We start from the raw sequence: 9,433 nt of genomic DNA, 5'->3' as shown, positions 1-9,433 counted from the left end.
GACGAAGAGCGCCTGATGGCCGTTGAGAAAAACGCTTGCCCTGGTGCTGGTTCCTGTGGCGGTATGTACACCGCTAACACCATGTCATCCGCCATCGAAGCCATGGGCCTGAGCCTGCCCTATTCTTCCACCATGGCAGCCGAAGATGCGGAGAAAGCCGACAGTACTGAAAAATCGGCCTATGTACTGGTAGATGCCATCCGCAATCAGATTTTACCCAGTCAGCTTCTGACCCGCAAAGCGTTTGAAAATGCCATCTCTGTAATTATGGCGGTAGGTGGTTCTACTAATTCTGTCTTGCACCTGTTGGCCATTGCCAACACCATGGGTGTTGAGCTCACCCTTGATGACTTTGAGGTCATCCGTAATCGCGTTCCTGTTTTCTGTGACCTTAAACCCTCCGGGCGTTATGTGGCCACTGACCTACACAAGGCAGGCGGTATTCCCCTAGTCATGAAAATGTTACTCAAACAAGGGTTGCTCCACGGTGATGCCCTTACCGTCAGCGGCCAAACCATTGAAGAAGTGCTAGCGGATGTGCCCGAACAGCCCAGCCCTGACCAGGATGTGATTCGTCCCTTTAACCAACCCCTCTATGCCCATGGTCACCTGGGGATTCTAAAGGGCAACCTTGCCACGGAAGGTGCGGTGGCCAAACTTACCGGTATCAAAAAGTTTACTATCACTGGTCCTGCGCGGGTATTTGAGTCTGAAGAAGATTGTCTAGATGCGATTTTGGCAGGCAAAATCAAAGCAGGCGATGTGATTGTTGTGCGCTATGAAGGTCCTAAGGGAGGGCCAGGTATGCGAGAAATGTTAGCACCCACCTCAGCCATCATTGGTGCTGGCCTGGGAGACTCGGTTGGTTTGATTACCGATGGTCGTTTCTCAGGTGGTACCTATGGTATGGTTGTTGGCCACGTTGCGCCTGAGGCGGCAGTTGGTGGCACCATCGGTCTGGTAGAAGAAGGCGATTCCATTACCATTGATGCCGAGAAACTACTGTTGCAGTTAAATGTTTCTGATGAAGAACTTGCTAAGCGACGGGAGCAGTGGACAGCGCCCGAACCTCTCTACAAGCGAGGTGTGCTAGCAAAATATGCCACATTAGTTTCATCTAGCAGCCAGGGGGCAGTGACTGACCAAGACCTGTTTTAGGTCTCCTGTTCTATAGAACAAGGCTGATAAAGCAGAAGCCGTCGACCGAAAAACTAGTGTAGATTTTACTCTTAGCCTCAGTTCACTAAGGAACTGAGGCTATTTTTATACTCAACCGTCTATACGTATATATAATACTGTGACCAGTAAAACGTTTTTCCCTTAGAAAGGCTGTCACATTATGTTACGAAACGCAAGGAGTTGAGTTTCCTTATTTTTTCTGACTGTGATAGTAATCAGCTTCCAATAAGCAGGAATGTCAATTTTTCGTTATCGACAGATTGTTGGTTAAATTGTTAACTTTGGGCTCTATAGACAACGACGACGTAACGAGGAAACTCCTTACTTTACTCACTGCGTAATATCACGTACGGCAATTATATCTGAATAGCATGCCGACAGTTCCGAAATGTTAGTTCATACCTAAGGAGTTTAGGTGTTTGCTAGCCCCCTAAAGTGTAGTTATTAAGAATCCTAAGATGAATAATTCTGAATCATATAAACAGCATGAAATAGATGATTTCTTATATCCTCGCAGTCGTTATTATGGCAAGTTTTCTCCACAACGGTTGGCTTTTAATGCGAACCTGCAAGAATTCTCGCAACGTGTTGATATTATTTGTGCCCTGGAAACCGGTGGTAAGCTAACTTCGATGGAGGCTTACTTGCAGATTAGGAAGCTGTGGAAGGATCTAAAAAAGAGCAAAAAAGAACTTGGTATTGATGCCTCTGGATCGTCATTCAATGAATCCTAAAGGAGAAGATGGAGCTAACTGTTTTCTTAAGAGTTGGCTAGTTTTTGTTGAAACACGGCTTTTAGATCTAAAAATAACAGAGTATGATTCCTTTCCTGTTCAGAAAGCATAGCTATGTGACTGATCCACTGCTTTTTAGGCGTCAAGCGTCTGTCTGTAGATACGGCTTGAAATTCGCTAATAGGCAATTCGACCAAATCTGGAGGTGACTCTAAGGCAATCCCCCAAAGCTTATTTTGAATACCCCGTAATACTACTAAAAACTGAGCTTTGCGTGGTGATGTGGCATAGGCATCTAGGCAAAATACGCTATGTAAATCCAACAATTGGATTGTATGGGGACCCAGTTGCACAATTCCGAGCGGAATGATGCCACCTTCATTGGATGATGGACAGTTCAATATCTTTAAGATCGCCTTCATTGGTAAGGCAAACCAATAATCGGCAACTTCAAAGGTGACAAGTTTTATGATTTTCGACGTATTTTTACCCATAATTCTTCTCTAGCTGTTGCTCCAAAACATTGGTTAGTGTTGTCAATAACTGTGGTGTTATATATGGTTTTGTGAGATAGCCAGTGGCACCTAATTCTTGGGCCAGTTGCCGATGTTTCATCCCGGTACGTGACGTTAGCATGATGGTAGGCACTGAAGCAATTTTAGGCGTATGTTGCCGAGCCTTTAAAAACTCAAAACCATTCATGCCAGGCATTTCCAGGTCACATAAAATAGCAGCCACATCAGTGTGCTGGAGCTTTTGTAGAGCTTCGTTACCCTCTTTGGCCTGCAAGACCCAATAGCCAGCGTTTTGTAGAGCTTTCGTAAGGGTATTACGAACCGTAATCGAGTCATCAATAATCAGGATAGTTTGCTTAGTAACATGGGATTTTCGAGGTGCTATTTGTTCTCCTTTACTGTTGCCTGTTTTGATTGCATGTTGAGAAAAGTTCTGGAGAACTTTTAGTATGAGCGTAGAGCCATCTATCACTAAGCTAAGGTGACCATCTGGAAGAATGCTACAGCCATATATATAGCTGGGCATTGTTGCAAGGGTACCTAGAGAGCGAATGACCAACTCTTGTTCTCCAATCAGATGGTCTATTTCTAGACCTACTAAACGATTTTTGTATCGGATCAAAATAACTGGTAAGATGCCTGAGGTTTTATTAATGTCTGGCTGCTGGGGGATTGGGAGTAAACCATTATAGGTAAGGGCTTCCGATAGTGGGACAACTAAAATTAGCTGGTCTTTCTCCTCAATCTGGAGACTGAGCACTTTTCTGTTATTCCGAGTTTTTAACTGCTCAGCGCGGGGGATTAAAATTTGTTCGATAGTATCTGTCATCAGCGCGTATAATCGTTCCCTGGCGCGACAGAGTAACAGTTTCGCAATGGTTAAATTGGCAGGGATTTTGATGGTAAAGCAGGTTCCTTGCCCGTGCTGATGGGTCACGGTAACTGTACCCCGTAGAGTTTGGATTTGGGTGCGAACAACATCTAGCCCAACGCCACGTCCAGATAGATCGTTAATGTGACTAGCAGTGGATAGATCGGGTTCAAAAATTAAATCGCTAATTTGGGTTGCTGTTAAGTGTTGAGCTTCTATGTCTGTAATGAGTTGATTGTCAATGGCCTTGTGGCGAATGGCATCAAGATTGAGCCCCTGTCCATCATCTTGAATTTTGATAACTAGGTTTCGACCTATTTGTTTAACAGAGAGTTTAATTTCTCCTGTTTCAGGCTTGCCCTGCTGCTGACGCATTTCCGGTGACTCAATACCATGGTCAAAGGCATTGCGTACTAAATGGAGTAGAGGATCATACAGCTTATCAACAATGGCTTTATCAACAAGAACATCCTCGCCTTCGATCTTTAAGGTGACCAGCTTACTGTGCTGTGTTGTTAAACGAGCTAGAACTTGATGGAAGCGATGCAGCACATTTCCGAGGGGCTGCATTCTTGCCTCTAATATGGTTTCACGTAGATCATTGACCAGGCGCTGTTGCTTTTCCAAGCTTTGATTATTTTGCTGGATAAATAATTCCATGGCTTCAGCACTTTCCATCTGCTGCACCATCGTGTCGAGCGTCGCCTGTACCAGCAGCTGCTGCTCGCTGTAGTGATCTAATTCTAGAGCATCAAACTGTTGTTCAGCTGGTTTGAGTTGCAATGTTTGAAGCGCTGTGGAGGCGTAGGCAGATTGACGCTGAAGTTTACGTAACTGCTGCTGTTGGAAACTCACACAAGTCAGAAGGGTCTTCATAGCCGCTGTCATGTGCTCATTGCACAGTGCCTGACGGCTCTGCTGAGTTAAGAGTTCTCCAATAGTGTGGTTGAGCTGTTCAAGATGATTGATAGATACTCGCAGGGTGGCTGTGTTTTGGGGTAGTTCATTGGCAGGCACAATGGGTTCGGACTGTTCTGCCTGCTGTTGCGACAAAAGACTGGGCTCTGAACCAGAGACATCATTTTGAATCTGTGCTGCTGGAGATGGGAGCTGCTTAGCATCTGTTGCAACCGTATCTGGTAATGGTGGGGTATCCCAAATAGTATCTGGAGTCTGGACAATGACTGTCTGATCACGGCTGGCATTTTCTAGCAATGCTAGGGATTCTATTGACTCAGGTTTAACCAACTGGGAGGAATTGTTGGCTAGCGATTTAGTCTGGCCAATGGGCTGGCTTAACCATGTCCATAGCCCATTAACCCAGCTTTTAGATGGTTTCTGGTGAGTTGAGAAGGATTTGGATTGGCGATGCTGGTTGCTTTTTTTAGATCTTCGTTTAGAAGAATTCTGTTTAGAAAACTGTTGCAGCGTTCTACTAGGCGTTCCACCTTGGTTGCGATCGCCCTGTAATACTAAGGTTTGAGCAGAACGATAGTCTTTGAGAGCAATCTTAGCTATCTGCACCACCTGATTGGGTTGATTCTTTACGGCGGTTACGGTAGCCCGAGCAATTTCTCCAAATCCCGGTAGATTCAAAGACTCTGCTAAGCCAAAAAATACGTCTGCCTGGGATTGCAGAAGAGCTTTTAAACTCTCTGAATCAGGCTTTTTAAGAGCATTTTCCAGCTCATCGAGTCGTTGATTCACACCCATTTCAAAAATGGATTGGGTCATGTCAAACCCCAGGTCAGTCGATGTCGGCAGGTAACCATCCTGACCGAACTGATCGCCCAGGTTTTCTTGCAGTTGGGTCACAACACTGGCCATGCGGTCCAGCACTTCTGACTCATCAATTTCAGAATTAGTCAGCTGAACTGACAGTAGAAGTTGCAAGCAATCGTAAGCTTCAAAAATTAGTCCTTCTACAACTGGTGTCAAATTGGCATCAGGGGCACATAATGCTTTGAACGCATCTTCTAGAGAATGGGTTGTGGTTTTGATGGCATCCAGCCCAACACTAGCCGCCGCTCCCTTTAGGGTATGAGCTGCCCGCATTAAGCTGTGCATTTTCTGAACACCAAACCCCTGACGTAGAGTTTGCAGCTCATAGTCTATTTGCTGTAGTAGTTCAGAAGCCTCTTGCAGAAAGTAGGCAGGAACCTGCTGGTTAAGTGCTGAAGCTGAAGTCATGATTGGTTAAAACCGCAAGTTGACTGGTACCAAGAATCAAAAACAGAAACCCAAAAATCTCTCTTAGCTGACCTTAAACTTACCTGTACTTGTCTGGAGGGTCTGGGCGGTAGCTAGTAATTGATGAATTGACTGAGTCAATTGTTCTGATTTATGCGATGTTTGGTTAGCAATTTCGGTCGCTTCAGTCACACTGACAGCCACTTCTTTGAAGTCAGTAGCCTGCTGATGGGTAGTTTGAGTGATTCCTTGGATTAGATCACTGATCTGACCGGTCGCTTCTACAATCGCTGTTAGGTTTTGGCGAGCGTCTCTGACCAGATTGGTTCCAGTAGCTACCTGCTGAATACCGTTTTCCATTGCCGTCGACACTTCTGCTGTATTGACTTGAATCTCCTGAACCAGTTGCTCAATTTCAGTAGCTGCCTCTGCAGATTGGCGGGCAAGAGAGCGTACTTCGTCAGCAACGACGGCAAATCCTCGCCCATACTTACCGGCCCTGGTAGCTTCAATAGAGGCATTAAGCGCTAGTAACTGGGTTTGAGTGGTGAAATGACTAATCAGGCTAACGATTTTAGAGACTTTTTGCGATGACTCACTCAGTTGCTTAATGCGTTGGTTGGTATCGGCCACCGTAGAGCGAATAGCCATAATACCGTCCACCGTATGGTTCATGGCTGTATCACCGACCTGTACAGTCTGATTTGCCTGTTGGACAGCAACCTCTACTCGCTGGGCGTCATTGACAACGGTCTCAGTAAAGTTCATCATCTCCTGTACCCGCATTAGCGCTCGCTCAAGTGAGGTTGCTTGCTGTTGGGCTTCTGTATTTAAGGAGCTGACAGATGCTTCGCTAAGTTGAGAGGTTTGCCCAAGTTGGGCAGCAGCTTGTTGTACTTCTAGAACAATTTTTTGGAGACTTTGCAGCGTATTGTTGTAGGCACTGGCAACGGTGCCTACTTCAGTATCTGTGACAGGGGCACGTACAGTCAGATCGCCTTCTAAAGCTGGGCGTACGTCCGTCAATAGTTGCATAACCTGCTGCTGTAACTTTTCTTTGGATTGCTTTTCTCGTGTTGCGGTTGCCTCTAACGCAATATTTTTCTCCTGTAGTTGTTCTAGATAATCAGCCTGCTGTAGCGCTAAATTGAACTGAGTTCCAATCCGATGAACAAACTCTACTTCGATGTCTTGCCATTCGCGAGGCCCTTGACATTGATGAATGGCAAATAAGCCCCAAAGCACATCGCCTTTGAGTAAGGGAACGACTAAGCTGGCCCGGACCTGTAGGTCAGCCAGTAGATCGACTAAGCAATTGGGTAGATCCAGGGTTTTAACATCATTAACCACCCAATAGCGGCCTTTTTGATAGTTTTCTGCCTGACCTTCAGCAAAGCAATGATCTTGTATCTTGGCGGCCATCGCAGATCGTACCCCTGGAGCAACGTCTTCTACAACAAACTCACCGACACTATAGTTAGTTGTTGGATCAAATTGGTACATTCCCACTCGATCAGCCTGAAGCATTTCACGAATGTCACGGGCTACTGTTTTCAGGGTTGGAGGTAAATTGGTTGTTTTGCGGAGACGATCAATAATCTTACTGATCAGTTGTTCCTGCTGGGTTGTAAGAGCCAGGCGCTTTAAGTAATCTGCTTGCTGCATAGCAGTCCCTACCTGTAGGCCAATTTGTTTGAGGGCATTAACTTCAGCTTCAGCCCACGAACGTGGTTTTTCATTTTGATACGCACTCAGCACACCCCAGAGTTGATTTTTCTTAAAGATGGGCACTGTCATATAGGCATTAATGCCAAATTCCTCCAACATGTCAATTTCTGATGGCGCATGATCAGCGGCATAGATATTATTGACAACCAGGCTGGATTGATTGCGGTAGGGACCTCCTTGTGTTTTCTGCAAATTGTGCTTTGGCCAAATTGTATGCAGACGCTCCTTTAAATCTGCATTGCTCTGACTATGGATACTCGATTCACAGAGAAGTTCAGAACTCCAGTCAGGATTGAATCGATGGAAGGCGACGCGATTGCATTTCAGTAACTGCCGTGCTGTTCGCTGTGTCACCTTTAAGATTTGCTCAGTTTCTTGTGCTTGCAAGATTTGCGGAATAATATCGGACACTGCACGACCAATTTGAGCCGCTTTAGTCATCTGAGCCGATTGCTCTTGCAACTGGGCAACATAATCAGCCCCTTTCAGACTCGCCTCCATTTCGCGGCTGATGTCTTGTAAAGCTTTGACATCACTTTCCAGCCAATGGCGAGGTCCACTATGTTGAAAGGCACTTAATAGCCCCCAAAGTTTACCTCCCTGTCTAATGGCCACAATCAAGAAGGATTTAACGCCAAAGTGCTCTAAAGTCTGAATATGACATTCACTTAATCCAGCGGTATAGATGTCATCTGCTAGAAACGGTTGCTCAGTGTTGCGGAATCGTCCACCATGATTCTCTTGAACGTAGCTATCTTCCCAAGCGCTTCCTACCAATGATGGCCACCCACCGGTACCAGATTCATAGATAAAATCACCAAAATAGTCTGGGCGAAATTTGTAAATGCAGACGCGCTCTACATTAAGAAGATTACGAGCCTCTTGCACCGCTGTTTGATAAATCTTCTCAGTATAGGCCGTGTTGCTAATTTTATTGATGATGTCAGGTAAGGCCTCCTGATTTGTGGATGCTCTGGCCATTTCTTCCACAAGTTCTGTCCGATGTAGGCTAATCCCGACAAGATTACCAAGTTGAGTCAGTAGTTTGACGTCGTTGTCATCCCAATATCGAGCACCACTATGTTGATAGGCTCCCAACAAACCCCACAGTTTCTGTCCCTGATAAATGGCTACAATGGCACAGGCTTTTATGTCAAAATCGGTTAAATTCTCAACATGACAAAGGGTGAGCGTTGGATCCTTTTGGACATAGCTAACAACAAATGGGTCAGATTGCCGAAAGATTCCTCCCTCATGCTTTTGCAGATGGCTATCTGCTAAAACAACATCGAGCATCGAGGCTACTTGCCCCACTTTTGATTCGAAGACAAATTGAAAACTATAGTCTTGACGAAACTGACAAATGGCAACGCGATCTACATTTAGGAGCTTTCTAGCATCTCGAGTGACACTCCGAAAGATGGTTTCTTGATCGGATGCTTGACGGAGTTTATCGCTCAGACTAAAGATCAATTGCCGTTCGGATTGAAACCGCAATGGTTGAAGCTTGAGGATAAGTTCAGTACCGACTTGATAGAGTAGAGCAATTTCAGAATCCGTCCATTGACGAGGTCTTGTACACGTTTGAACGACCAACAAGCCCCATAGCTGATTTTCTAAAAAGAGGGGTAGGCCAAGACTAGCCTGGACCTGAAGGCGTTGAAAAAGTTGGGCTTGGTAAGGTGTGATGGCTTCTTCTGCAATATTATTAATCTTGATAACAGCCTGTTGTTGATAGTGCTGAGTAGTAGTTTCACCAAAGGATAAGGCGGCTAGTAGCTCCCCTAAAACTGGACTATAGCCAGAAGTGAGGGATTCGGCAATAACGGTACCATGAGTAGCCGATTGAAATTGATAGATAAGGGCTCGGTCTACAGCAATCTGTTTACGTAGTTCGGTAACAGTAATTTGATAAAGGTTTTCCAGGTTACTGGCTTGGGCCATGGTGTTCGCGATCGCAAATGGCCGTCTACCCTGACAAGGAGCAAATGGTACAGAATCCATAGCCAAGGACAGAGGTGTTGTCGTTTCAGGCAATCGTTCTAGAACATCCTCATCTGGAGTGATCTCCTCCAGAGTTAGGTCCTGATCAGGGAATATCAACTCAGGAGACATCAGGTCAACCTTCTCAAGGGAGAGATCTAGATCAAGACTAGACTCTAAATCTTTAGAGTGTTTATCTGGGTGGGTATTTGCAGCATTTGACATAGGAAAAC

At 45.4% G+C, this 9,433-nt stretch carries 5 protein-coding genes; 2 read left to right on the top strand and 3 right to left on the bottom strand.

Going from position 1 to position 9,433, the window contains the following annotated elements; genetic code table 11:
• Window positions 1-1,158, top strand: a 1,158-nt coding sequence (locus DXZ20_RS31380; protein ID WP_163703675.1) for a dihydroxy-acid dehydratase domain-containing protein, incomplete at its 5' end; no start/stop codon positions are given.
• 479 nt (window positions 1,159-1,637) lie between these two features.
• Window positions 1,638-1,913 carry a DUF7219 family protein gene (locus DXZ20_RS31375; RefSeq protein ID WP_163667034.1) on the top strand — a complete coding sequence of 92 codons (276 nt, stop codon included), beginning with the start codon at window positions 1,638-1,640 and terminating at the stop codon, window positions 1,911-1,913.
• Between the two features lie 26 nt (window positions 1,914-1,939).
• Here the strand turns inward: DXZ20_RS31375 and DXZ20_RS31370 are convergent, their stop codons facing one another.
• From DXZ20_RS31370 to DXZ20_RS31360, 3 genes are all read right to left on the bottom strand, one after another.
• Entirely contained in the window at window positions 1,940-2,407 is a 468-nt protein-coding gene (locus tag DXZ20_RS31370; RefSeq protein WP_163702782.1) for a chemotaxis protein CheW, read from the bottom strand.
• On the bottom strand, window positions 2,400-5,489 hold the full coding sequence (locus DXZ20_RS31365) for a hybrid sensor histidine kinase/response regulator (RefSeq protein WP_163702781.1): 3,090 nt from the start codon (window positions 5,487-5,489) through the stop codon (window positions 2,400-2,402). Before DXZ20_RS31365 ends, DXZ20_RS31370 begins: the two co-directional genes overlap by 8 nt.
• Window positions 5,490-5,552: 63 nt before the next feature.
• Window positions 5,553-9,425 (bottom strand): GAF domain-containing protein, encoded by a 3,873-nt coding sequence (locus DXZ20_RS31360; protein WP_163702780.1) that lies wholly within the window; start codon window positions 9,423-9,425, stop codon window positions 5,553-5,555.
• Window positions 9,426-9,433 lie beyond the last annotated feature (8 nt).

This window comes from Adonisia turfae CCMR0081 (assembly GCF_011009555.1).
Classification (GTDB): domain Bacteria; phylum Cyanobacteriota; class Cyanobacteriia; order Phormidesmidales; family Phormidesmidaceae; genus Leptothoe; species Leptothoe turfae.
Note: the sequence above shows the minus strand (reverse complement) of the source record. Positions and strands in the feature narration are given on the sequence as shown.

Coding starts and splice junctions, on each gene's coding strand:
- DXZ20_RS31375 (WP_163667034.1), top strand. CDS start 1,638: ATGAATAATTCTGAATCATATAAACAGCATGAAATAGATGATTTCTTA.
- DXZ20_RS31370 (WP_163702782.1), bottom strand. CDS start 2,407: ATGGGTAAAAATACGTCGAAAATCATAAAACTTGTCACCTTTGAAGTT.
- DXZ20_RS31365 (WP_163702781.1), bottom strand. CDS start 5,489: ATGACTTCAGCTTCAGCACTTAACCAGCAGGTTCCTGCCTACTTTCTG.
- DXZ20_RS31360 (WP_163702780.1), bottom strand. CDS start 9,425: ATGTCAAATGCTGCAAATACCCACCCAGATAAACACTCTAAAGATTTA.